A 22,108-nucleotide genomic window follows, 5' to 3' on the forward strand; every position below is an offset into this window, starting at 1 on the left:
TCCATGTCGCGGTCCTCGGCGAAGTCGGCGATGACCTTGTGGGGTCGGCCGCCACGGAAGTGTTCCTCGACTTCGAGTCCGCGCTCACGGCCCCGTTCGGCAACGTCTCCGGTCGCGTCGCGGGCGCGGGCTTCGAGTTCGTCCATCTCGCCGAACCGGCCCTGTCGGATGCGCTCTACCTGCTCGGTGCCGAGGCTCAACTCCGCGGCGTCGGTGTCCACGACGTAGAGCGTATGGACTTCGGCGTCGAACTTCTCGGCGATTTCCAGCGCCTCGCCGACGGCCTGAGCCGCGGTGTCGCTCCCGTCGGTGGGGATGAGGATGCGCTCGTACATCTCAGTCGTCCCCCTGCACGTGACTGCCGTCAGACGCGAAGTCGACGGGTCCGACTCTCTTCGTTCGTCAGACCGCCGTCGGTCGAAACCACGTCTTCGGCGCTCTGCTGTTGGCCCATCGGTTCGGGGCTGTGACACTGCCGGACGATGCGCTTGATGCGCTCGGACGGTTCGTCGGTCACCAGCGAGACGCCGATGGTGACGGCGAAGACGATTGGCGTCCCGAGGAGTGCGGCACCGACCGCCGGGAACAGGTCGGCGTAGACCTGCACGACCGGACCGGCGTCGGTAGCGAAGATGGTTTCGTTGAACACCGCGCCGAGCCAGATGAGCAGTCCCGTCGTCATCCCGGCCAGCGCGCCCTGTCGGTTGGCGTTCTCCCACCAGAGACCGAGGAAGAACATCGGGAACAGCACGAGACCCGCCAGCGAGAACGCCAGCGCGACCAACTCGCCGACCAGCGCGGGCGGGTTGAGCGCGGTCACGGTCACGATTGCGCCCAGCACGATGATGGTCGCGCGGCCGATGATGAGTTGCTGGCGCTGGGTCGCGTCCTCGTTGATGATGCTCGTGTAGATGTCGTGTGCCGCCGCCGAGGACGCCGCGATGAACAGGCCCGCGGTCGTCGCAATCGCCGCGGCGATGCCGCCCGCCGCGACGAGTCCGACGAACCACGTCGGCAGGTTCGCCAGTTGCGAGGCCAGCACGACGATAACGTCGCCCTCCGCGCCGCTCATTCCGCTCGCGCCGTACACGTCGCCGACGTTCTTCGCGTAGAGGTCGGTGCCGAACGCGGCGAACGCCGGGGCGCTCAGGTAGAGCAGACAGATGAAGAACAGACCCCAGACGGTGGACCACCGGGCGGTCCGCTCGCTCTCGACCGTGTAGAACCGCACCAGCACGTGGGGAAGTCCGCAGGTGCCGACGATGAGCGAGAACGCCGTCGCAATCCAGAGGTAGAACCCGCCCGTCGAGAACGGTTCGGTGAACTCGGTGTTGAGTTGGCTCAACAGCGCGCCGTACTCGACCTGCGGGAGGAACGTGGAGTAGCCCTGCGTCCACCCGACGGCGTAGAGGCCCGCGAGGAACGCCACGATGAGGATGACGTACTGGACCGCCATGTTCTTGGTCGCCCCGAGCATCCCCGACAGCGCCAGATAGCCGACCGTGATGGCCATCAACAGGATGACCATGGTGGCGTAGTCGCCGCCGAAGACGTAGATGCCGACCAGACCCATCCCGCGGGCCTGCCCCACCGAGTAGACGAACCCGATGAGGATGGTCGTCAACGCGGCGATTGCCCTCGCCGTGTCGGAGTCGAACCGGTCGCCCACGAAGTCGGGCGCGGTGTACTTCCCGAACCGGCGCATCTGGGCCGCGAGGAAGATGAGCAGGATGAAGTAGCCCGTGGACCACCCGACCACGAACGCGAGTCCGTAGTAGCCCGAGAGGGCGATGAGCGCGGCCATGCCGAGGTACGACGCCGCGGACATCCAGTTGGCACCGATGGCCATCCCGTTCTCGATGTTCCCGATGGACCGACCAGCGACCCACAGGTCCTCGGTGTCGGCCACGCGGAAGGCGTAGCCGATGCCGAGGAACAGCAACAGCATTCCGGAGACCATGACCGCCGGAATCAGCTTGAACGAGGCGTTGAGCGCGTCCGGCAGGAGGTCTAGTGGTGTGAACATCATTTGTCGGTCCCTCCGTCAGTCGCGGCGGCCTCCGGTTCCGCGCGTCCCGACGAGTGGTCGATGCCGTACTTCTCGTCCAACTGGTCGCGCTTTCGCGCGTAGACCAGCGAGGAGGAGCGCGCCCGTCGGCGCGCCCATCGCGGTCAGGAGGTAGTGGAGTGGAAAGCCCAGCATCGTCGTACTCGTCATGAAGTCGGTGGCGAGGTACGTCGCCGTCACCGGTCCGAAGACGAACACGGCCCACGCCGCGAACATCGTCCAGACGATGCGGAGGTGGTCGCGCATGAACGGAGTCGAGGGCTTGAAGATGTTGACCCGCGCGTCGAGGTAGTCGGTGTCGGCGGTCTGGCGACCGGTCGCTACCCCGCCGTCGGTCTCGATCTCCGGATTCGGTTCTCGGTTTCGTGAGGGATTGTCTGTCTTCCGTGAGTTATTATCTGACATAGATTTCCGTGTGTGTTTGTCTGCCACGTATTTCGGTTCGCGTCTCGTCCGGATTCGTTTCGACCGTCGAAAAGCGAGGGAGTTCTCAGTCGTCGCGTACCTTCGCCTCTATCTCGCTAACCACGTCGGGATTCCGGAGCGTGGAGGTGTCGCCGAGGTCCTCGTCGTTGGCGATGTCCTCGAGCAGGCGGCGCATGATTTTGCCCGAGCGAGTCTTGGGGAGTTCGGGGGTGAACACGACCGCCTCGGGCCGAGCGATGGGACCGATGGCGTCCTCGACGCCCTCGATAATCCGGTCGCGCATCTCGTCGTCGCCCTCGTAGCCGTCCTCGGTGATGACGTAGGCGTAGACCGCCTCGCCTTTCACGTCGTGGTCGCCGCCGACGACTGCGGCCTCTGCCACGCCTTCGACGCCGACGATGGCCGATTCGATTTCCATGGTGCCGAGGCGGTGGCCCGAGACGTTGAGTACGTCGTCCACCCGTCCGAGGACCGTGATGTAGCCGTCCTCGTCTATCTTCGCGCCGTCTTCGGGGAAGTACACCCAGTCGTCGGGGTCGTCCGAATCGGTGTCCGAGTACTCCGCCCAGTACTCCTGAATGTATCGCTCGTCGTTGTTGTACAGCGTCCGGAGCATCCCCGGCCACGGCTTCTGGACCGTGAGGTGTCCGGCTCGTCCGGCCTCGACTTCCTCGCCGTCCGGGTCGATGACCTGCACGTCGAGGCCCGGCAGGGGCGGTCCCGCACTTCCGGGTTTCATGTCTTTCACGCCGGGGAGGGTAGTGACCATCATGCCGCCGGTCTCGGTCTGCCACCACGTGTCCACGATGGGACAGGACTCGTCGCCGATGTGCTTGTAGTACCACTTCCACGCCCGCGGGTTGATGGGTTCGCCGACCGTCCCTAACAGGCGCAGACTCGACAGGTCGTGCTGGTCGGGATACTCGGTCCCCCACTTCATGAACGCCCGAATCGCGGTCGGCGCGGTGTAGAGTTGGTCGGCCTCGTACTCCTCGATAATCTCCCAGAGTCGGTCGCGCTCGGGGTGGTCGGGCGTGCCCTCGTACATCATCGTGGTCGTCCCCAAGGCGAGGGGACCGTAGACGATGTAGGAGTGGCCGGTAATCCACCCGATGTCCGCCGAGCAAAAGTACGTGTCCTCGGGTTTCACGTCCAGTACCGCTTGGGAGGTCCACGCAGTCCACGCCAGATACCCGCCCGTCGTGTGCTTGACGCCCTTGGGTTGTCCCGTGGTCCCCGACGTGTACATCAGGAACAGCATATCCTCGGCGTCACGCGACACCGGTTCGACTTCCGCGCCTTCCTGTTCGGCCACGAGGTCGGCGTACCCGTGGTGGCTCTCGCCCATCGGGTGGTCGTAAGCCTCGCCGAGTCGGTCCACGACAACCACGTCGCTGACCTCGTGTTCGACGCCTTCCAGACCCTCGTCGGCCTTGGCCTTGTGTTCGAGGGTCGCCGCGCCGGTAGTAGCCGTCGCAGGTCACGAGGTACTCCGAGTCGGCGGCGTTCATCCGGGTTGCGAGGGCGTCCGCGGAGAAGCCAGCGAAGACGACCGAGTGAGGTGCGCCGATGCGAGCGCACGCGAGCATGGCGATGGGTAGCTCCGGTACCATCGGCATGTACATCGTCACCACGTCGTCCTCGCCGACGCCCATCTCGCGGAGCGCCGCCGCGAACTCGTTGACCTCGCGGTGGAGCTGTTCGTAGGTGTAGGTCCGGTTCTCCTCGTCGGTCGGCTCGCCGACCCACTCGATTGCGGCCTCGTCGCCGCGCTCGTCCAGATGCCGGTCTGTGCAGCTCGCCGAGGCGTTGAGTTCGCCACCGGTGAACCACTCGTAGAACGGCGGGTTCGAGTCGTCCAGCACCGTGTCGTACTCCTCGTTCCAATCGAGCAGGTCCGCGGCCTGCTCCCAGCACTCGGGCCACTCCTCCTCGAACGTCTCGTAGACGGACTCGTCGGAGACGTTCGCGCCTTCGACGAACGATTCGGGTGGCTCGAATCGCTCTTGGTCTTCGAGTCGGGCTTCGAGTTCAACGTCTTGTTCTTCCTGCATGAGCCACGTTCACAGTCCAATCACTACTATATAAGTGGGGGAACTAACTATCCCAAGCCCGGAAAATAGTTGGTTTCAGGCGCTCTCGGACGGATTGGTAAATTTTTCCGACGTTTCGGCGACGGTTCACCGACTCGAACTCGTCCGCGACGCTAGACAGTTAGTGTTGTTCGTCGTTCACGACCCGGTGGTCCGGGTCGTCGAACACGGCGTCTAACACCTTCTGTTGGGCCTTCCGGAGGTGGTTGTGGAGCGTCGGCGACGAGACGCCCATCGAGGCGGCGAGTTCCTCGGCGGTACTCCCGCGGGGCCACTCGAAGTACCCCGCGAGGTAGGCCGCCCGGAGGACGGCCCGCTGGCGCTCGGTGATGCGGTCGTGGACCGTCTGCTGGACGCTGGCGGCGCTCCGGACCGGTTCCTCGACTTCGCGCTTCGAGCGTAGGTTCGTCCGGGGGAACGCGTCTTCGACCGCTTCCACGACCTGCCGAACGTCCACGCGCTGTGAGAAGACGCCCGAGACGTGGGCGACACCGCCCTCCACCGAGAGTTCCCGGACCGTGCCGCCGCGTTCGACCAGCATCGGCGCGATGGACTCGCCCGAGACGGCGAACTCCAAGAGCGCGCCGTCGCCGTAGTCGCGAATGAGTCGGGCCTCGTCCACGGCGTCCGCACCGGAGACCCGTTCGAGAACGTCGCCGACCGCGGCCCCGGTCGCCGTGACGAAGTAGAGCAGTGAGTGGTCTTCGACCGGGACGACGCCTTCGAGTTCGAACTGGCACCCGAGGTCCGAAGAGGCCGCGACGAGGAACACGCCGGGGTCGGTGGTGCGAAGCGAGAGGGCGACCCCGGTGTCGGCCAAGAGCAACTGCTTGCGCGCGATGGCCGTGAGCGTCCGACCGACGCGACGGCCCGCATCCGCGAGCAGGGTCCGGTCGGCCGACCCGAAGGCGTCGTCGGCCACGCAGAGTAGGCCGTGGACCGTCTCGCTCGACCGAAGCGGCGCGACTGCGACCGAACATCCCGACAGCGCGCCACCGGTCGGCGCGCTTACCACCGTCACCTCGTGGAAGTCGTCGGGCAGGTCCGCGGCGGCGAGGACTTCGCCGGGAACGTCGTCGGTGCGTTCGGGGGCGGCGCTGGCCCGCGTCTCGCCGCGGCCGTCGCAAATCCAGACCGCGCGGTACGTGTCGGCGAGGCAGTCGCAGGTCGCCCGTTCCACGTCCTCGCTCGTGGACGCGTCCGCGAGCGCCTCGCCTAACGCGCCCGCGCGAGAGAGGAGGTCATCGCTTCTCGCGTCGGCGGAGAGAGACGTTCTCGCGGTGGACGGGCGGGCGTCGTTTCGCGGCGGGTCGGCGCGGTATCGGTCCGGCGACGAGCGGTCGGCGAAGGCGTCGAGGACCTCGCCGGTGGTTGGTTCGTCGAGGTACGGCGCGAGGCTCTGGAGACTCGACCACCCGCCGACGGTCTGCACGACCCGCGGGGAGACCCCTTTCTCGGCGAGGAGTCGCCGCGCGAAGTGCTGGCGGAGGTCACGGCAGGTCACGTCCCGCAGGTCGGCGGTCCGGTCGGCCACGTCGCCGACCAGCATCTGGACGCGCCGGGCGGACACGTCCACCACGGGGTCGTGGCGGTCCACGTCGTTGACGGTGGCGAACTTCCGGATGTCGTGTGCGATTTCCGGCGGGACGTACGCCTCGCGGGTGTCGCCGTCGCCCTCGGGCACGGTGAGCAGGAAGTGGACTCGCCCGGCGCGCTCGCTCGCGGAGGTCGGCGGGCCGAATCCGCGTGATTTCGGACGCTCGGAGACCGACGCGCCCGGCCAACGTCACCACGAGGTCCTCGCGGTAGGTCTCGGTTCGCCGTCGGAGGCGCTCGAACTCCCCGGTCGTCAGGTACTCGCCGCGTGCCTCGCCACCCATCTCGTTTCGGATTCTCTCAGGAAGCCGAATAAAACTTCGGTAACGAGTGTCGGGAGTTCAGACCGCTCCGGGTTGGTCGCTGCACACCGTTACGGCGACTGCAGGGACCGCGACAGCCAAAACGACGGGGAAACCGAGACGGAGAAAGCCCCCACCCGGTCGTCGCGGTGCGGTTGCGGCGTGCGGTCCTGATTGGTTCGAGCCTGAAACTAGCTCCGTTGACTCTGCGTCTGTCGTTGTTTCTGCCGTCGGCGGTGCTGTGCAGTTCGCGATGCTGTGCGGTCCTCATCGGTCCGAGGCTGAAGTCGGTCTCCTCACCGTCGCCGTCGCGGTTGCGGTCCGATAGATTCGAACAGTAGCTAGCTCTTCGGGTCCTCCTGATTCTCCGCGCGGTCCGTCCCGCCCGAGATTCACCCGTCCCGGCCTTCTCCCCGACGCTCGCTTCGCTCGCGTCGTCCCCACCCGCGGGAGCAACATTCAAATTGTCCTAAGAATTCTATATATTGTTTAAACACCACCATACGTTTATAGTAGCCACCGAGACACTTCCGCTCGAAAAATTTCTCTTCTTTAGAAAAACACGAAATGACGCCGGCCCGGACAGCTACCTGTCCAGCAACGACTCCAACTCGCCGACGACCTCCGGGTTCCGGAGGGCGCTGGTGTCGCCGAGGTCCTCGCCGTTGGCGATGGCCGCGAGGTACCGGCGGACGACCTTTCCCGAGCGCGTTTTCGGGAGCGAGGGCGCGAACGTCACCGCGTCGGGTGCCGCGATGGGACCGATGGCCTCCTCGACCGCGGTCCGAACGCGCCCGCGGAGGGCGTCATCGCCCGCGACGTTCGACTCGGGACTGACGAAGGCGTGAATCTCCGACTGGCGCACGGCGTCGTCGTCCTCGCCGACCACGACGGCGGCCTCCGCGACCCCTTCGACGCCGACGATGGCCGATTCGATTTCGGTCGTGCTGAGTCGCCTGTCCGAGACCTTCAGCACGTCGTCTGCCCGCCCGAGGAGGTGGAGATAGCCGTCCTCGTCGCGGACCGCGTTGTCACCCGTGGCGTACTGCCACTGGCCGTCCACGGTCCGAGTCCGTCGCGCGCCCCAGTCGGTGCCTTCGCACAGCGACCGGGCCATCCCCGGCCACGGGCGAGTGATGACCAGTTGCCCCGCTTCGCCGTCGGCGACGCGGTGGCCTCGCTCGTCCACCACGACCGTCTCGATGCCCGGCAGACTCTTGCCGACCGCGCCGGGGCGCATCCGGTCTACGCCGGGGAGCGTCGAGAGAACGATGCCGCCCGTCTCGGTCTGCCACCACGTGTCCACCACCGGACACCGGCCGTCGCCGACGTGGTTGCGGTACCAGTGCCACGCCGTCTCGTCTATCGGTTCGCCGACGGTCCCGAGCAAGCGCAGACTCGACAGGTCGTGGCGCTCGGGGTGCTGTTCGCCCCACTTCATGAACGCCCGGATTGAGGTCGGCGCGGTGTAGAACACGTCTACGCCGTTGCGCTCGATAATCTCCCAGAGGCGGTCGGTCTCGGGGTGGTCGGGCGTCCCCTCGTACAACACCGTGGTCGCGCCGAGCGCCAGCGGTCCGTACACCGCGTAGGAGTGGCCCGTAATCCACCCCACGTCGGCCGAACACCAGTGGGTGTCGTCGGGACCCAAGTCGAGGACGGCATGACTCGTCCACGTGACGTGAGTCAGGTAGCCACCCGTGGTGTGGCGAACCAGCGTGGGTTCGCCGGTCGTCCCGGAGGTGTAGATGAGAAACAGCAGGTCGTCGCTCGCGCGCGAGACCGGTTCGACTTCCGCGCCCGCATGTGTCTCCACGAGGTCGGCGTACGCGCGGTGGTCGCCCACCGGTCGGTCGTCGTCGAGACGGTTCACCACGACCTGTTCGACCGCGTGGCCGACCGACACGCAGGCGTTGTCGGCCCGCCGCTTCAGGTCGAGGGCGGCCCCGCGCCGGTAGTAGCCGTCGCAGGTTACGAGGTACTCCGAGTCCGCTCCGGAGAGGCGAGTCGCCAGCGCGTCCGCGGAGAATCCGGCGAAGACGACCGAGTGGGGCGCGCCAATGCGAGCGCACGCGAGCATGGCGACCGGCAACTCGGGAATCATCGGCAGGTAGAGCGTCACCACGTCGCCCTCTTCGACGCCCAACTCCCGCAGGGCCGCCGCGAACGCGTTCACCTCGTCGGCGAGTTCTCGGTAACTGTACGTCCGGGTCTCACCGAGTTTCCCCTCCCACGCGAGGGCCGTCTCGTCGCCGCGTCCCGCCTCGACGTGGCGGTCCACGCAGTTGTACGAGGCGTTGAGTCGCCCGCCGGGGAACCAGCGAATCGGTCCCTCGTCGCCGTCGTCCTCGTCCAGCACCGCGTCGAACCCGCAGCCCCAGTCCAGCAGGTCGCCGGGCCGCCGCCAGCACTCGGGCCACCCCGCCTCGCGGAACGCTTCGCGGTCGGCCGCCGTCACGTTCGCCTGCTCTACGAACGACTCCGGCGGCGTCACCCACTCGTGCCCGCCGTCGGTTTCGTCCGGACTGCTGTCGTCCATTCGTCTCGAATTTCGCGCAAATAGGGAAAAATCGTTCGCCTCTTGCCGGACGCCCTCCCCGAGTCGGGTCGTGTTACTCCTCCAACTGCGCTTGCCACTCCTGCACGCGATTCATCAACTCGATTGGCGAGGTGTCGCTCAGGTCGGTGTTCTCCAGTTCCTCCAGTACGGCCTCCGTCTCGGGGTTTCTCGGCTCCGGGGTCTCTTTTTTTGCCGCCGACTCGCCCGCCGTCCCCGCTTCCTCCGCCGACTCGCCCGACGCATTCGCGTCGGACGAGTCGGCCGCGCCTTGGAACTGTCCCGACCCGAGGTCGAACACGACCTGCTTCGGTTCGCCGTCGCCCCCGTCACCGCCGTCGCCGCCCCGCACGTCGATGGCCTCGTCCTCGCGCAGGCGCTGGAGAACGTCGCGCGACCGCTCTACCACGGGTTCGGGGACTCCGGCCAACTCCGCGACGTGGATGCCGTAGGACCGGTTCGTCGGCCCGTCCTCGACGGTCCGGAGGAAGGTCACGTCGCCGTCGGACTCGTCCGCGGCGACGTGGACGTTCCGGACGCCCGAGAGTCGGTCGGCCAGACTCGTGAGTTCGTGGTAGTGGGTGGCGAAGAGCGTAGTGGACTCGATTCGGTTGGCGAGGTACTCCGTCGCGGCCCACGCGATTGAAATCCCGTCGTAGGTCGCGGTTCCCCGGCCCACCTCGTCCAGAATCACCAGCGAGTCTTCCGTCGCGGAGTGGAGGATGTTACTTAGTTCCTGCATCTCGACCATGAAAGTAGAGCGACCCTGCGCGAGTTCGTCGAGCGCGCCGACGCGGGTGTAGATGCCGTCAACGAGACCGACCTCGGCGGCGTCGGCCGGGACGAAACTCCCGATTTGGGCGAGCAGGGTCACGAGCGCGGCCTGTCGCATGTAGGTCGATTTGCCCGACATGTTCGGGCCGGTGACGACCAGAAACCGCCGGTCGTCGTCGGTCCGGAGGTCGTTGGGGACGAACTCGGTGGTGCGCTCTACGACGGGGTGGCGGCCCGCCTTGATGTCGATGTCGCCCGACTCACGCAACTCGGGTCGCACCCAGTCGTTCTCGACGGCGTGGACCGCGAGGCTGGCGAGGGCGTCGAGTTCCGCGAGTGCGCGGCCGACCGACTGGAGCAGGTCGGCCCGGTCTGCGACCCGCTGGCGCAACTCCGAGAAGAGTTCGTACTCCAGTTCGCCGCGGCGCTCTTCGAGGCGGAGGATTTCGCGCTCTCGCTCGTCCAACTCGTCGGTGGTGTAGCGCTCGGAGTTCTTCAGACTCTTGAGTCGGTCGTAGCGGTCCGGAACCTTCCCGGTCTCCGAGTTGCCGACTTGGATGTAGTAGCCGTCGGTCTTGTTGCGGTCTACGGTGAGGTGGGTGATGCCGGTCTCGCGCTTCTCGCGGTCGTCCAGCGTTGCGAGCCACTCCTTTGCTTCCTCGTGTTGGTCGATGAGTGCGTCGAGTTCGTCGTCGTGGCCCCGGCGGAACAGGCCGCCCTCGGTGACGGTGCCGGGCGGGTCCTCGGCGATTGCGCCGAGTTCCTCCCGGAGGTCTGCGGCCGCCTCGCGGTCGGGCCGCGAGACGATTTCGGCCAGCGGCGAGTCGGCCAGCGTCGGGTCGCTGGCCACGGCGTCGGCGACTTCCGGCAGGAGCGCGAGGGTCTCGCGGGCGCGCAGGAGGTCGCGGGCGTCCGCGCTCCCGTGGGCCGCCTTGCTCGCCAGTCGTTCGAGGTCGTAGGCCTCGCCGAGGGTCTCGCGGACCGTCTCGCGGGCCAGCGCGGAGTCGGCGAAGGCGGCCACGCCGTCGGCGCGCGTCCGGAGCGTCGGCAGGTCCCTGCGCGGGCGCTGAAGCCACTCCTTCAGGAGGCGCTTGCCCGGACTCGTCGCGGTGTGGTCGATGGTCGAAAAGAGCGACCCCTCGCGGTCGCCCTGCATCGTCTCGGTGAGTTCGAGGTTGCGCTGGGTCGTCGCGTCGAGCGACACGTGGTCGTCGCCCGCGTACGACTGGAGGCGCGTCATCGAGGCTCTGACGCCGGTGCCGGTCCTCGACGTACGACAGGAGCGCGCCCGCGGCCTGCACTTGCGGCTTTTCCTCCCTGCCTCCGTCGAGACCGACGCTAGCGAGTGTCTCCCGTCCGAACTGTTCTTTGGTCTCGTGGGTCGCCCGACCGGGTGCGAACGCGTCCGCGCGGTGGAGCGAGAGCGTCGCGTCCGTGCGCTCGCGGACTCGCTCCAAGAAGGCGTCGTCGTTGCGGACCTCCGGGCCGGGCAGAACCTCCGCGGGGTCGAATCGGTAGAGTTCGGTGAACACGCGGTCTGCGGCGGTCTCGGCGTCCTCGCCGGTGACTTCGGTCACGAGGAACCGGCCGGTGGTCACGTCGGCGAAGGCGAGACCGTAGCGGTCGGCGTCCGCACGGACCACGCCGACGAGATACCGGGCGTCGGCGTCCGAGGTTTCGAGCAGGGTGCCGGGCGTCACGACGCGGGTAATCTCTCTGGCGTGGCCGTCGGGGGTCTCGTGCTGGTCGGCCACCGCGACCCGGTACCCCCGTTCGACCAACTGCTTGAGGTGCGGAGTGAGTTTGTCCACTGGGACCCCGGCCATGGGGTAGTTCGACCCGTGAGACGACTTCTGGGAGACCTTCAGGTCGAGGAGGTCGGCGACTTCCTCGGCGTCGTCACCGAAGAACTCGTAGAAGTCCCCGACCTGCATCACCAGATAGTCGGCGTCGGTCCCGGACTTGAGCGAGAAGAACTCGCCGACGATACCCCCGACCTCGCCGTCAGGTCCGGACACGGCGACCACCTCCGAGCGACGAGTGAGCGAACAGAGTCATAGTCGAGTCGGAGGGGCGACGACGACTAAAACGGTGCGGGTTCGGGAGGCGGTCGGCGAAACGCCGGACGGGTCGCGCGTTAGGGAAACAGCTAATACGCGAATAGTTGACGATTAATAATGTGGTTAGGTGGGGCTACCCACGGAGAACAACTATGGAACGACGACGCACGTTTCTGAAAGGCGTCGGAGCGACCGCGTTCGGACTCGCTTCGGGCGTCCGGGGTATCGGGGGACAGGGACGCGAGCCGGTGTGCCGCGACGACGGCGTGTGCAAGACGGAGATATACCGCCGCGAGAGCGAACCGCCGCTGTCGGCGTCCGACATCGAGGACGCTCAGCGCAGGGTCCTGCGAGCGTACCGTCGCCACACCGACTCGGCCCGCGCTATCAGCGTCGGCCGGGTCGGGCCACTGCTCGAATTTCCGGTCTACTCGTTCGCGTTCACCATCGACGCGCAGGGCCGGAGTTCGTTCATGGTCGGCGGGCCGGAGGAGTTGAACCGCCCGCCCGGAGAACCGACGACCGAAGCGCTCGAAACGACGGCCGCGGCCGAGGAGACCACGACCTCGGCCAAACCCGACGCCGACGTTGCGAGTCGCATCGAGTCCGTCGAGCGACTCACGAGAAACTTACAGGCGACCGCGGAGCGGTCGATTCCGGAAGCCGCGTCGGTGGACGTACTCGCCGCCGACGCAGGCGACGCGGCGACCACCGACGGCGAGACCACCGAGGCGGCCCGCGCGATGACCGCGGGTCCGGCGGCGCTCGGGACCGCGACGACCCAACCGGATGTCGAAGTCGAGAATCTGGTCTCGCTCGGGGTCGCCATCGTCGGGACGGAGGCCGGTGAAATCGTCTCGCGGTCGAGACTCGGACTCGACCGCACTCTGCCCGAACGCCGGTCCCACCTCGTCGTGCAGGACCTCAACGTCGTGCCGAACCGCGACCCCGGTTGGCGAATCCGGAGTTCGGAGGCGGTCCACGACTGGCGAAGCGGGTACGCGCCGATAATCGCGGCCGCCCAACACGAACCCAACGGCGGCACCGGCGGCCCGGTCCAGAGCGTCGGTCTGAGTCTGGGCCTGTCGGGACCGAGCGCGTCGTGGTCGTACTCCCAACCGAACGTCACGCGCCGAAACCTCTCGTCGGCGAACACCTCGAAGTGGCGCTGGCAGTGGAAGCGCCCGAGTCGGAACTCGGAGAACTTCAAAATCGGAAGTCTCGTCGCGGCGTCCGAACCCGCCGAGCGCGGCAACCACGTCGTCGTCGTCCGGTCGGGAGCGACGTTCCAACGCGGGACGTTCCCCTTCGAGCGGACCGGCAAACTCCGACTCGCGCAGGCGTTTCGGTACGAGTGAATGTATTGCTAAAAGAATCTAAAATACACCTAAAGAAATTAATTTTGTTGCTCTACCGCGCTTATTTGTTGCTTAGGCCTTCGCCGTGTAACCCGCGTCCTCGACTGCCGCCACGAGGTCCGCGTCCGAGGCGTCGCCTTCGACGGTCACGCTGTCGGACTCGTTGTCCGCCTCGGCGTCGGTGACGCCCGGTACGTCCCGAAGCGCGTTTTCGACGTTCTCCTCACAGCCGCCACAGCTCATCCCTTCGACGGTGATTGTCTTTGCCATGTCTCACACTTGGGTCGCGTCCCTTTTCGCGCTTTCCCCTTCGGCTTCGGAACTCGAAACGAGCCGAGGTTAAGAAATTAAGGCTTCGCCGCGGCAATTCCGTGCCGACGCCGGACTCCGGCGTCGGCACGGAATTGCACGTAGCCAAAATCCCGTAAAGTCCACGGACCGTAGCTTCGGGCATGGGAATCCAGCAGGCGCTACAGAACGTCCTGACGAATCCGACGTACCTCGCGGCGTGGGGCGCGCTGGTCGCCGTCTCGCTGGCCGTTCTCGTCTGGGGGCTCCGGAAGAACAACTCGGAACTGAAGAGCCTCATGAAGTTCGTCTGGGGTTCACGGTGCTGTACTCCGGCCCGTTCGGACTCGTCGGCTACTGGTACTCGGGTCGGACCCAAATCGACCACGACTCGTTCTGGCGGTATCAAGCGAGTAGGAGCGGGACGCTCCGAATCAACGCCTGTGGAGACTGCACTCCCTACGGGAACCACCACGGTTCCTGCAAAGCGCGTCGTGGAAGCAGGACGCCCTACCCTCAAGGAACGAGCCGTGTCACCGGCGAGTGAGTAGGGTAGGGTAGTTCACAGCCGAGTCTCGATTTCCGCGACGAGTTCCCGCGCCGCCGCGACGTGTTCGTCGGCCGCTTCGTTCCCGGTCTCCTTGACGTTCGAGAGGAGCATCCGGACCTGTTCGACTCGCTTTTGGACGACCGCTTCGGGTACGTTCGGTCCCGTGGCGTCCTCGCAGACGGCCTCCGCTTCTCCGAGCCACTGGCTCGCCCGCGTCTCGACGGGTAACTCGGCGGTGGCTTCGAGGTGGTCGTGGAGGTCGGCGACGAGTGAGGGGAGGTCTGCGTCGTCAGTGGCGGTCACGTTCGGCGTTCGTTCTGCTCTCGTAACAGTAATGCGGTCGTAGTACGGGCGTCGGAACATGACCGACGAGCGAGACGACGCGAGCGACGAGAGCGACTCCGAAGACCACGGTCTCCCGCCCGAAGACCTCCAATACCCCGAGTTCGTCTTCGAGGAAGGCGAAATCGCCGACGACGGGAGCTCTGAACTCGACGCCGACCTTGACCGGGACGAACTCCGCGCGTGGGTCGAGGACCTCGCGGGCGGACTCGCCAGCCACGACATCGCGGTCGAATCACCCGACGGCTACGTCACGCTCGGGGTCGCGCCCGAGGGAGCGTCCATGTCGTTCGACCCCGACGAGTCGGGCGTCGGCGAGTTCGCGGTCACGGTCGAGATGCGCGCGAAGGCGATGTTCGTCGCCGACGACCCGGAGGGTGAGAAGGTCGGCGCGCGCGGCGGGAAGGGGTTCGTCCCCATCGAGGCGCTGACTGGGGAGAGCGACGACGAGTATCGGTGCTACAACTGGATAGACGACCCGACCGACCCTTAGAGCGCGTCCAACAACGCCAGCACGCGCTCGGCCAACTTCTCGCCGTCGCGCGCTACCACCTTCGTCATCGCCTCCTTTCCGTCCTCGCCCCTATCGACCACCGCCACAGGCGTCCCCTCGACCGACTCGAAGGCCTGCCGCGCGCCCCACTGCATCGTGGACTCCTCGCGCTCCTTCACACCCTCAGGCTCCGACCCCCGGTCGTACTCCGCGACCGGCCAGTCCAGCGAGTCGAGCGCGGCCTCCACGTCGGCGTCGAACCGGCAGTTCGCGGCGAAGCGCAGGTCGGGGTCGAACTCCCGGCAGGCCAGCAGGAAGCGCGCGACGTGACTCGACGCGCCGAAGCGCACGCCGCGGTTCGGCTTGACTCCCGAGAACGTGCGAGTAATCCGGCCCTCCACGGCGGCAGTCTCGCTCGCGTCTTCGGCGTAGGGGTCGCGCCGACGACGTTCGTACCGACTTCGGGGACGAGCGCGGACACGTCGGCGTCCACGAACTCCCTGACCACCTCTCGGACCTCCTCGGCGGTGGGTTCGCGGGCGGCGCGGTTCCGGCGCTCGACGCCGTGGTGGACCGCGCCGGGTCCCTCGCCCACGTCGAGGGGGTAGCGGACCGCGCGAGTCACGAACTCGACGCTCGTCTCGACTGCATTATTAAGGTTGTACCCACGCGCGAAATTGCTTGCGACCGCGGCCGAGAGCGCGCACCCCGACCCGTGAGTCGCGTCGGTGTCGATGCGGGAGTGTCTGGCCGTGCGCGTCCCCTCGGGCGTCACCAACACGTCGCGGACCGTCTCGCCGGGGACGTGTCCGCCCTTCAGGAGGGCGGCGTCGGCACCCATCGAGACCAGTCGCTCGCCCGCCGCGATTGCGGACTCGCGGTCCGCGACTGCCACGTCGGTCAGCACTTCCGCTTCGTCGGCGTTGGGAGTCACCAGTGCGGCCTCGGCGACGAGGTTCGCGTAGGCGTCCTCGGCCGCAGGGTCGAGCAAGCGGTCGCCAGAGGCGGCCACCATCACGGGGTCCACGACGACCGGAAACGCGGCGTCCGCGGCGCGGTCGGCCACCGCCTCCACGATGTCGGCGGTGGCGAGCATCCCGGTCTTGGCGGCCCGCACGTCGAAGTCGTCTGTCACGGCGTCGATTTGGGCCGCGACCTCTTCGGCGGGCAGGACGTGGGTCGATTCGACGCCGCGGGTGTGCTGTGCGGTGACGGCCGTCACTGCGCTCGTCCCGAAAGCGCCGTGGGCCTCTATGGTCTTGAGGTCGGCCTGCACGCCCGCGCCGCCGCCGGAGTCGCTCCCCGCGACGGTCAGCACCACGGGTTTCTCGACGGGGGACGGGACGCGGGTGTCGCCGGTGACGGGTCGGCTCTCGTCGCTCATTTACTCGGTGGTAAAACGAAGTGGTACTTAGAGGTGGGTGGTCGGGTGGCGTCGGTGCTTCCGGGAAACGAGTACGCTGCGGGATGGAACTGGCGCACACGAAATAAGGAAAATGACGTGTTTCGCGTGCGTGCGAGAAATTTTCCACTATCGACTTCTACCCAGTGCATACGAGGAACCCGTGACTGAAATATCCGATATTGTCTACACCGACTATCTATGTACTCGAATTCTCCGGTACGTGAAGGTCGAACGAGGCGAAGTCGCGGCGTTCGTCGTCGAGTTAGAGTACGGTCTCGACGACGAGTTCTACTGGCCCTGTGAGTGCGACGACTGGCGACCAGTCGCTCGCTTCGACCACAATCCCGCCGCGCCGGACGGCAACGACATCCGCGAGGAAGGTCTCCACCTCGACATATATCGGGGCGACGACGAGTACTACTCTACGGACGACTTCCCGTTCGTGACCGTGGAGAAAGCGCCGCGCTGGTGTGAAGAGTATCTCTTGGACAATCTGGACTTCTTGCTCGAACGCTACGAGGAGTTCAACGACCTCGGCGGTCGATGGTCGGTCACGCTTCGTCGGTAGATTCCCACGTCTGTTCGCTCGCGTCCGGAATGGGTTCCTCGTCGAAGTCCGGTTCGAACTCCTCGACGGGCCGCCCCGTCTCTCGACTCAGTTGCTCAGCGGCCGTCTCGTCGTCTTCTTGTTTGAGTGCCATTGGTAGAACCCACTTATCTCGGTTGTAACGTTGTTATAGACGGCGTAAATACCTGATGGTGGTCTCAGACCGAGAAAGCAGTCCGAGTAAGCCGGTACTACTGCCAGTCGGATTTCGTAGTCGAACTTCCTCACGCTCGTATGGACGCCCTTTTAATGCCGCGAGACCCTATCTACGTCCATGATTTTCGAGACCCTGCCGACGACCCCAACGTCGGAGGAACTCATCGACAAGGCCTTCTCGCGGGCGGCGCGGGCGGGCCGGGCCAAAAGCGGCGCGGAGGCCCAGCAGTCGATGCTCCAGACGGCTTCCAACATCCTGAGCGACAACTTGCAGAACGTCGCCGCGGAATGGCCGGACTTCGACGACATCGACCCCTTCTACTACGAGTTGGCGGACGCCATCGTGGACGTGGACGAGTTGCGCCAGAGCCTCTCGGAGATTCAGTGGGCGAGTCGCAAGACCCACAACCTCGGCCGGGAGTATCAGGGCAAACTCACGGGTGACGCCGACGCCGACCGGAAGATTCGCAAGCAGGGGTTCGCCCGCCTCGCGGACGTGGTAGAGGAAGTCGAAGACGACCTCCTGCGGGTCGGTGAGGCCCATCAGGACCTCCGGCGACTCCCCGACATCGACCCCGACGAACCCACGATTGTCGTCGCTGGCTACCCCAACGTCGGCAAGTCGTCGTTCGTCAACGCGGTCACGAACGCCCGCAACGAAATCGCCGAGTACCCATTCACGACCAAGGGCGTCCGCGTCGGCCACTTCGAGCGCGAGCGCATCCGCTACCAAATCGTGGACACGCCCGGCCTGCTCGACCGCCCGGAGGACGAGCGAAACGACATCGAGAATCAGGCTGTCTCGGCGCTGACGCACCTCGCTGACGCAATCGTCTTCGTCGTGGACGCCAGCGGCTACTGTGGCTACCCCCTCGACGCGCAACTCGAACTCCGGGACGCCCTCGCCGACCGATTCGGCGACGTGGACGTGCTGACCGTCTGCAACAAGTCGGACCTCTCGACCGACGTGGACGCCGACGCCTACATGAGCGTCGAGAGCGGCGAGAACGTCGAGGGCGTGCTGGACGCCGCAGTCGAGGCGGTGGGGTACGAACCCGAACTGCCGTTCGAGGACGGGGAGCGTTCGTAACGTCCCGGTACGTCGAACTGACTACGACAGGAAGGCTTCCCCGAGTCGGCGCGGCGCTTGCGCGCAAGCGCCGCGCCGGGGACGACCCGCATCCCCCGAGCAGTCGGCGTTTCGCGCCGGTGACGCCAGCGCGCGCCGAAACTGGCCTACGCGTCCGTGGAAAAGGGATATGTTTCTTACGCACTTCTATAGCGTTCTTAGACATTTCTATACCTGTCCTTTAACTCACCCGAGCGTTCCCTGACGCTCCCCGACGAGCGGCGTCCCCGCGACCGACGACTGCCCCGTCCCGTTCGCGGTCTGGTAGTCCACGAAGCGGACCCGGACCTTCGGATTCTGGCCCGTCGCGTCGTTCAGACGCCGCTGAAGCCGGGTCGCCAGACTCGGGTACTCGCGGTCGGTCGTGCGACTGATGGTGACGGTGATGGTCTCCGGTTCGAAGTAGGTGCCCGTGAACCCGTACTGGGTCGTCGTCCCGACGTAGGTCAGATTCGCGTACTCGGGGTCGTCGAGGACGCCGCTCACCTGTCGGTTGATTGTTCGCTCGTAGCTGATTTGCTGGTAGGTGGCGACCGTCGCGCCGCCGACGACGAGGACGATTATCAGCGCCGCGAGACCCATCGCCGCGGTTTGGGCGCGGCTATCGAAGTGCCAGAGGTTCGAGTCGAACCCGTCGGGCCGGTAGTCCAGATACCAGAGCGTGACGAACGCCGCGACGTTGATGCAGATGAGCGAGACCAGCAGGAGGACCAGCGACCCGATTGCGACGACCGGAAACCCCCAGACGGTGGCGATGCCGGTGGTCGCGGCGGCCGGAATCAGCGCCGCGGCAATCATGACGCCGATGAGGGAAGTCGGTCCCTTCGTCGTCAGGCCGAACGCCGAGGCGCTCCCCGCCGCCAACCCGACCGCGACGGTCAGCAGACTCGGCGCGACTCGGGAGCTAATCTGGCCGAGCGCGGTAATCTGCAACTGCGGGACGAACGAGAACGCCTTGAGGAGGTAGCCGAACGCCAGCGCCGTGACGACGGCGACCCCGAGTCCTATCGCCTGTAGTTTGATGCTGTCCACGAGCATCTCTCCGTCGCCGGTGACTGCGCCGACGCTCGCGGTGAGAACCGGCCCGACCATCGGCGCGATGACCATCGACCCGACCACGACGGCGGGCGAATCGACCAACAGACCCGCCGTGGCGATGATGGCGCTCAGGAATATCATCCAGACGAACGATGTCCGGTCGTGAGCCATGTCGCGGGCCTTCGACCGGAGTTCCTGTCTCGTCAGCGGGTCGAAGTCCCCGGAGTAGCGACTCTCCAGCGCCTCCATGTTCGGCGTCGAAGCCGTCTCCGCCGTTGCCATGACCGTGTAGTCGTCCGCCCTGAGTCCGTCGTCTTCGAGCGCGGCCATCACGTCGCCAACGCCGTCGCTCGGCAGGGGGAACTCCACGAGAGCGCCGTCGCCCGCCCGGTCGTCGGCGTCGAGGACCGCGTAGTCGATTCCAATCTCGTCGAGGGTTCGCAGAATCTCCTCGCGCCGTTCGTCCGGCACGTGGACGTGTATCAGGCGCACAGCAGAGTCACGCCCTACCGACGCAAAAGGATTCAGGCCCCGGGGACGCGCCCGGCGGCGCTATCCGCTGGCGTTGTACGTCACCTGCACCTGCGCCGTCACCGTCACCGGCCCGGACTCGATACTCGTCCCGCCGCCGCCTCCGGCGTCGGCGCTGAGGGCTTCGGCCCGAACCGGACTGAAGTTCAGGTCACCGGTCGTGGCGGTGTGGACGCCCGAAATCGTCAGGTTCGCGCTCTCGGCGATAACGTCGGCGTCGGCCCGCGCGTTCTCCATCGCGTCCCGGAGGGCCTCACTTCGGACCGCTCGCCTGCGTTCGTCCGACAGCGTGAGTTCCACGCTGTCCACGCGGTCGGCCCCGTTCGCAACTGCGGTGTCGAGTATCGCGCCCGCCCTGCTCACGTTCGACAGCGTAATCTCGAAGGCGTGGACGCCTTCGAACCCGGCGGGTCGGCGCTCGCCCTCGACCTCGCGGTACTCTTGGTCGATGCGGAACGCGACGGTCCGAATCTGGTCGTCACCGATTCCGGCGCGCCGGAGCGCCTCGCGCATCTGCGTGGCGTTCTCGGCGATTCGCTCCCGGACCGCGTTCGCGTCGTCGCCGCGCGCGAGGACCGCGACCTGCACGATTGCTTGGTCGGGTTCGGCCTCGACCTGTCCGGTCGCCGAGACCCCGATAGTTCCGCTCTCGCGGTCGAGTTGCTGTGTCCGTGCGCTGGCACCGTCGGTCGGCGCGAGACTCCCGACGCATCCGGCCGTCGCCAGCAGGACTGCGACACCCACCGTTGCGAGTATTCCCCTGTGCATCGGGAGTCGGATACGACGGCGGTCGGCAAAAAAGCGCGTATGGGTGAAACGCCAATTTGACTCACACAGAATCGAGGAGGAAGCCCACGACTTCAGTCGTGGGTAACTGACGGCGGGACCTGCTCGACTTCGACATACCTGACCTGTACCACGATGTCGTGGCCGGTGTTGCGGTTGACGCGTCTGCTCAACTGCTCTGCGAGGTCGGGGTACTCCTCTCCCGGCGGGCGACCCACGGTGACGACGACGCGCTGGGACTGGTCGAACGGGAGCGTCCCGCTCTGTTCGAACTCGACGTTCAGGAGCGTCGCCTCCTCGTACTGGCTCTGGTCGAGGACGCGGTTGACCTCCTGTTGGGCCTGATTCTGGAACGTCGCGTTCTGGATGGTGGTGTAGGTGACACCGCCGAGAAACAGCGAGAGAAGGGCGATAGCGACCACGAGAACGCCGACGCGCTTGAACAGTACCGAGCGAGTCTGGTTGAGTTCGAACCAGTTTTTCGGCCCGTAGTCGAGATACCAGAAGACAACGAGTCCCGAGAGGTTGATGGAGAAGATGTTGACCAGCACGAGGACGAGCGAACTGACCGCCGCCAGCGGTTGTTGCCACGCGATTGCGATGCCGACGGCGGCGGCGGGCGGTACGAGTGCGGCGGCTATCATCACGCCGACGATGGCGACGGAGACGCCGGAAGCGAGACTCAGCGCGCCCGCCGTGCCCGCGCCGAGTGCGACCGCCAGCGAGAGGAAGTCGGGCGTGAGTCTGCCGCTGACCTGCGAGATGCCGAGTACGTCGGTTCCGGGCGGGAGGAGGAAGCCGTACCGCACGCCGAGTGAGAACAGGGTGGCCGAGGCGATGGCGGCGAACCCGCCGATGAACTGGTACTTGACGCCGCGGCGGAACAGTTGCCGGTCGCCGAGAACGGTGCCGACGCTCGCGCCCATCGCGGGACCGATGAGCGGCGCGATGACCATCGACCCGACCACGACGGCGGGCGAGTCCAACAGCATGCCCGCGGTGGCGACGACGGCGCTGATGATGGTCATCGCCACGAACGTCGGGAACTTCGGTGTCATCTCGCGGGCCTCGGTTCGCATCTCCTCGCGGGCGATGGTCTCGGTGTCGCCGTTCTCCTCGGCGTAGCGCTGTTCGAGTTCCTCGTACTGGCGGGAGGTGTCAGTCTCGGCGTCGATGATGACCGCGTGGGGGTCCTCGCCGAGTCCCGCGTCCTGCAGTTTGTCCAGAATCGGTTGGACCGCCGCGGTCGGAAGCGGAAAGTAGGCGATGGCTGTGTACTCCCGGCCGCTGGTCTCGTCGGTCAGCATGTAATCGACGCCCTCGGAGTCGAGTACGTCGGCGACCATCTCTCGCTTACCGGCCGGAATCGAAACCTGCACGAGCCGCATATGTTCGGGAATGGCACGGGAGGTGTAAATAAGCCGCGGCACGGGGACGAAGGCGGGTCCGAGACCGCGTTTCGTGACCCGCGATAGGGACGCTTCCGCGGGTCGTCACCCGCCGTCGTCTCGCGCATTTCGACCGGCCGTCGTCTCGCGTATTTTCACCC

Annotated in this window: 13 protein-coding genes and 6 pseudogenes; 5 read left to right on the top strand and 14 right to left on the bottom strand. The window is 66.4% G+C overall.

Annotated features, from left to right (window positions below; genetic code table 11):
• Positions 1-2: 2 nt before the first annotated feature.
• From P2T60_RS00005 to mutS, 7 genes and pseudogenes are all read right to left on the bottom strand, one after another.
• Positions 3-335 (bottom strand): annotated as a pseudogene (locus tag P2T60_RS00005) (universal stress protein); the annotation flags it as partial.
• A gap of 29 nt (positions 336-364) precedes the next feature.
• Entirely contained in the window at positions 365-2,029 is a 1,665-nt protein-coding gene (locus P2T60_RS00010; RefSeq protein WP_420028689.1) for a VC_2705 family sodium/solute symporter, read from the bottom strand.
• Positions 2,026-2,473, bottom strand: a pseudogene (locus P2T60_RS00015) (DUF4212 domain-containing protein). The gene P2T60_RS00010 and the pseudogene P2T60_RS00015 overlap by 4 nt, the downstream one beginning before the upstream one ends.
• An 85-nt stretch (positions 2,474-2,558) precedes the next feature.
• Positions 2,559-4,548, bottom strand: a pseudogene (gene acs / locus P2T60_RS00020) (acetate--CoA ligase).
• 160 nt (positions 4,549-4,708) lie between these two features.
• Positions 4,709-6,271, bottom strand: a complete 1,563-nt coding sequence (locus P2T60_RS00025) for a bacterio-opsin activator domain-containing protein (protein ID WP_276280529.1) — start codon at positions 6,269-6,271, stop codon at positions 4,709-4,711.
• 800 nt (positions 6,272-7,071) lie between these two features.
• A complete protein-coding gene (gene acs / locus P2T60_RS00030) occupies positions 7,072-9,024 on the bottom strand; it encodes an acetate--CoA ligase (RefSeq protein ID WP_276280504.1) in 1,953 nt (650 codons plus the stop codon).
• Positions 9,025-9,097: 73 nt separating this feature from the next.
• A pseudogene (gene mutS / locus P2T60_RS00035) lies at positions 9,098-11,834 on the bottom strand (DNA mismatch repair protein MutS).
• Between the two features lie 194 nt (positions 11,835-12,028).
• Here mutS and P2T60_RS00040 point away from each other — a divergent pair.
• Positions 12,029-13,234, top strand: coding sequence for a hypothetical protein (locus P2T60_RS00040; RefSeq protein WP_276280530.1), 1,206 nt, complete (start codon positions 12,029-12,031; stop codon positions 13,232-13,234).
• A gap of 72 nt (positions 13,235-13,306) precedes the next feature.
• Here the strand turns inward: P2T60_RS00040 and P2T60_RS00045 are convergent, their stop codons facing one another.
• A complete protein-coding gene (locus tag P2T60_RS00045) occupies positions 13,307-13,504 on the bottom strand; it encodes a heavy-metal-associated domain-containing protein (protein ID WP_276280508.1) in 198 nt (65 codons plus the stop codon).
• A gap of 413 nt (positions 13,505-13,917) precedes the next feature.
• Between P2T60_RS00045 and P2T60_RS00050 the strand changes: the two are divergent.
• Positions 13,918-14,073 (top strand): annotated as a pseudogene (locus tag P2T60_RS00050) (RNA-guided endonuclease TnpB family protein); the annotation flags it as partial.
• 11 nt (positions 14,074-14,084) lie between these two features.
• Here P2T60_RS00050 and P2T60_RS00055 read toward each other — a convergent pair.
• Positions 14,085-14,375 (bottom strand): DUF8152 family protein, encoded by a 291-nt coding sequence (locus P2T60_RS00055; protein WP_276280509.1) that lies wholly within the window; start codon positions 14,373-14,375, stop codon positions 14,085-14,087.
• Between the two features lie 58 nt (positions 14,376-14,433).
• Between P2T60_RS00055 and P2T60_RS00060 the strand changes: the two genes are divergently transcribed.
• A complete protein-coding gene (locus P2T60_RS00060) occupies positions 14,434-14,907 on the top strand; it encodes a hypothetical protein (RefSeq protein ID WP_276280531.1) in 474 nt (157 codons plus the stop codon).
• Here P2T60_RS00060 and thiD read toward each other — a convergent pair.
• A pseudogene (thiD, locus tag P2T60_RS00065) lies at positions 14,904-16,291 on the bottom strand (bifunctional hydroxymethylpyrimidine kinase/phosphomethylpyrimidine kinase). The gene P2T60_RS00060 and the pseudogene thiD sit on opposite strands and share 4 nt — an antisense overlap.
• Before the next feature lie 181 nt (positions 16,292-16,472).
• On the opposite strand from thiD, the gene P2T60_RS00070 reads away from it, so the two are divergent.
• On the top strand, positions 16,473-16,880 hold the full coding sequence (locus tag P2T60_RS00070) for a DUF7718 family protein (protein WP_276280512.1): 408 nt from the start codon (positions 16,473-16,475) through the stop codon (positions 16,878-16,880).
• Here the strand turns inward: P2T60_RS00070 and P2T60_RS00075 are convergent.
• Positions 16,864-17,013 carry a hypothetical protein gene (locus P2T60_RS00075; RefSeq protein WP_276280513.1) on the bottom strand — a complete coding sequence of 50 codons (150 nt, stop codon included), beginning with the start codon at positions 17,011-17,013 and terminating at the stop codon, positions 16,864-16,866. The genes P2T60_RS00070 and P2T60_RS00075 overlap by 17 nt on opposite strands.
• A 180-nt stretch (positions 17,014-17,193) precedes the next feature.
• Here P2T60_RS00075 and P2T60_RS00080 point away from each other — a divergent pair, with 180 nt between their 5' ends.
• On the top strand, positions 17,194-18,165 hold the full coding sequence (locus P2T60_RS00080; protein ID WP_276280532.1) for an NOG1 family protein: 972 nt from the start codon (positions 17,194-17,196) through the stop codon (positions 18,163-18,165).
• Between the two features lie 225 nt (positions 18,166-18,390).
• On the opposite strand, the gene P2T60_RS00085 is transcribed toward P2T60_RS00080, so the two are convergent.
• The 3 genes from P2T60_RS00085 to P2T60_RS00095 all read right to left on the bottom strand — a co-directional run bounded on the left by P2T60_RS00085 (position 18,391) and on the right by P2T60_RS00095 (position 21,947).
• Complete coding sequence (locus P2T60_RS00085; protein ID WP_276280514.1) at positions 18,391-19,734, bottom strand: TIGR00341 family protein; 1,344 nt, start codon at positions 19,732-19,734, stop codon at positions 18,391-18,393.
• Positions 19,735-19,794: 60 nt separating this feature from the next.
• Positions 19,795-20,541 carry an SIMPL domain-containing protein gene (locus tag P2T60_RS00090; protein WP_276280515.1) on the bottom strand — a complete coding sequence of 249 codons (747 nt, stop codon included), beginning with the start codon at positions 20,539-20,541 and terminating at the stop codon, positions 19,795-19,797.
• 92 nt (positions 20,542-20,633) lie between these two features.
• Positions 20,634-21,947, bottom strand: a complete 1,314-nt coding sequence (locus P2T60_RS00095) for a TIGR00341 family protein (RefSeq protein WP_276280516.1) — start codon at positions 21,945-21,947, stop codon at positions 20,634-20,636.
• Positions 21,948-22,108 lie beyond the last annotated feature (161 nt).

It is taken from the genome of Halorussus caseinilyticus (genome assembly GCF_029338395.1).
Lineage (GTDB): Archaea > Halobacteriota > Halobacteria > Halobacteriales > Haladaptataceae > Halorussus > Halorussus caseinilyticus.

Excerpts from the sequence above, each read along its gene's own strand:
- P2T60_RS00010 (WP_420028689.1), bottom strand. The coding sequence starts at position 2,029 with ATGATGTTCACACCACTAGACCTCCTGCCGGACGCGCTCAACGCCTCG.
- acs (WP_276280504.1), bottom strand. The coding sequence starts at position 9,024 with ATGGACGACAGCAGTCCGGACGAAACCGACGGCGGGCACGAGTGGGTG.
- P2T60_RS00040 (WP_276280530.1), top strand. The coding sequence starts at position 12,029 with ATGGAACGACGACGCACGTTTCTGAAAGGCGTCGGAGCGACCGCGTTC.
- P2T60_RS00045 (WP_276280508.1), bottom strand. The coding sequence starts at position 13,504 with ATGGCAAAGACAATCACCGTCGAAGGGATGAGCTGTGGCGGCTGTGAG.
- P2T60_RS00060 (WP_276280531.1), top strand. The coding sequence starts at position 14,434 with ATGACCGACGAGCGAGACGACGCGAGCGACGAGAGCGACTCCGAAGAC.
- P2T60_RS00075 (WP_276280513.1), bottom strand. The coding sequence starts at position 17,013 with ATGGCACTCAAACAAGAAGACGACGAGACGGCCGCTGAGCAACTGAGT.
- P2T60_RS00080 (WP_276280532.1), top strand. The coding sequence starts at position 17,194 with ATGATTTTCGAGACCCTGCCGACGACCCCAACGTCGGAGGAACTCATC.
- P2T60_RS00090 (WP_276280515.1), bottom strand. The coding sequence starts at position 20,541 with ATGCACAGGGGAATACTCGCAACGGTGGGTGTCGCAGTCCTGCTGGCG.
- P2T60_RS00095 (WP_276280516.1), bottom strand. The coding sequence starts at position 21,947 with ATGCGGCTCGTGCAGGTTTCGATTCCGGCCGGTAAGCGAGAGATGGTC.